General features: G+C 65.7%; 1 protein-coding gene and 1 pseudogene. Both read left to right on the forward strand.

The genetic code is table 11. The features are described 5' to 3' along the window. The first annotated feature begins 66 nt into the window (after positions 1-66). The gene (locus A5652_RS11795; RefSeq protein ID WP_197513926.1) at positions 67-1,188 is read left to right on the forward strand and encodes an adenylate/guanylate cyclase domain-containing protein; all 1,122 of its coding nucleotides are present in this window, start codon (positions 67-69) and stop codon (positions 1,186-1,188) included. 335 nt (positions 1,189-1,523) lie between these two features. After that, positions 1,524-1,892 (forward strand): annotated as a pseudogene (locus A5652_RS11800) (hypothetical protein); the annotation flags it as partial.

Below are 1,892 nucleotides of genomic sequence, written 5' to 3' on the forward strand. Positions count from 1 at the left end.
AATCCCCGCAGCAGTGGTGTGTTCATCACCTCACATCATGGCTCGTCCGCGTTGTACGTTGGCGACGTGCAGGACGGGGCCGACGACAACACCGACGATCTGCTCGAGGGACTCGAGGGAAGCGCACGCACCGAACGGGCCGAACTCGTGAAATGGCTGTTCGAGCAAGGCGTGACTGCCGAGGAGATCCGGACGACCAATCCGCCCCTGCTGCTGGCCACGCGCCACCTCATCGGCGACGACGGCACCTACGTGTCCACCCGCGAGATCAGCGAGTCCCATGGCATCGACCTGGGGCTGTTGCAACGCGTGCAGCGTGCGATCGGCCTGGTCCGCGTGGACGACCCCGACGCGGTGGTGCACATGCGCGCCGACGGTGAAGCCGCCGCCTTCACCCAGCGGTTCATCGAGCTGGGACTGGATCCCGAACAGTTGGTTCTGGTGGTCCGGGTGCTGGCCGAGGGCCTGTCGCGGGCGGCCGAAGTCATGCGGTACACGGCGCTTTCGGCGATCATGCGCCCTGGGGCCAGCGAGCTCGAAATCGCCAAGGCGTCAAAGGCTTTGGTCACCGAGATCGCACCCATGCTGGGCCCGATGATCGAGCACATGTTGTTCATGCAGCTGCGGCACATGATGGAGACCGAGGCGGTCAATGCCGCGGAGCGCGCGGCCGGAAAGCCACTTCCCGGGGCGCGCCAGATCACTGTCGCCTTCGCCGATCTGGTCGGCTTCACGAAGATCGGCGAGGCGGTGTCGCCCGAAGAGCTTGGGCACCTCGCCAACCGGCTGGCGATCCTCGCCCGGGACATGACCGTGCCGCCGGTGCGATTCATCAAGACCATCGGCGATGCGGTGATGTTTGTCTGCCCCGATCCGCTGCCGTTGCTCGACGTCATCGTGAAACTCGTCGACGCCGTCGACACCGACAACGACTTTCCCCGATTGCGAGCGGGATTGGCCTCCGGCATGGCGGTGAGCCGGGCCGGCGATTGGTTCGGCAGCCCGGTCAACGTGGCAAGCCGCGTCACTAACGTGGCGCGCCCGGGCACCGTCCTGGTCGCGGATTCGGTCTGGGACGACATCGGCGACAGCGGCGAGTTCTCCGCGTCGTTCGCCGGCGCCCGTCACCTCAAGGGCATCAAGAACGAGGTGAAACTCTTCCGGATCCGGCGGGGCGACAGCGGCTGACGGGCACGCTGTCCGGCCTGCGAAGGGTGTCGGGCACATGGGCAGGCCCGGCGCGACTCTAGGGGGCGTCTGACTCCGTCTTACGCGTGTCCTACGCGGCCGGATTCCTACCCCGTGTTCCGGCACTTCGAATTGGTCGCTTCCGGGCCTGCTTCGCCACCTAAACTACGCCGTCGAACAGCCCAGATCAACGGGTTTGCCCGGTTGGCTTGTGTCCTCGGAAACGGCCTCTGACCGCGAGCCGGACCGCCCGAGGCGGCTCCTTCTCCGGGCCTTTGTTTCGCTGCCGGTGAAACGCTGTTCCCTTAGGTTTGTAACGGTGTAATCATGTAATCATGAAGGCTCATCACACACAAAGGCGCTACGGCCGCCCCGGCGGCTGGCAGCAAGCCCAGCAACCCGACGCCGGTGACGCCGCGGAATGGTTCGCCGGACGTCTTCCGGATAGTTGGTTCGACGGCGACCCCACGGTGACCGTGGACCGCGAAGAAATCACCGTCATCGGGAAGCTCCCGGATCCGGCGAGCACTGAAAGCGAAGCGAGCGAGGCCCGCGCGGCCGGGCGAGCTTCACGATTCCGCGAGGACACCCGGTCGGAGCGAATGCGTATCGCCGACGAAGCGCAGGATCGCTATGGACGCAAGGTTTCCTGGGGCGTGGAGGTCGGCTCTAAGACAGGCACCGAGCGAATTCTGTTCACCCAC

The sequence above is a fragment of the Mycobacterium sp. 1165178.9 genome (assembly GCF_001673555.1).
Classification (GTDB): Bacteria; Actinomycetota; Actinomycetes; order Mycobacteriales; family Mycobacteriaceae; genus Mycobacterium.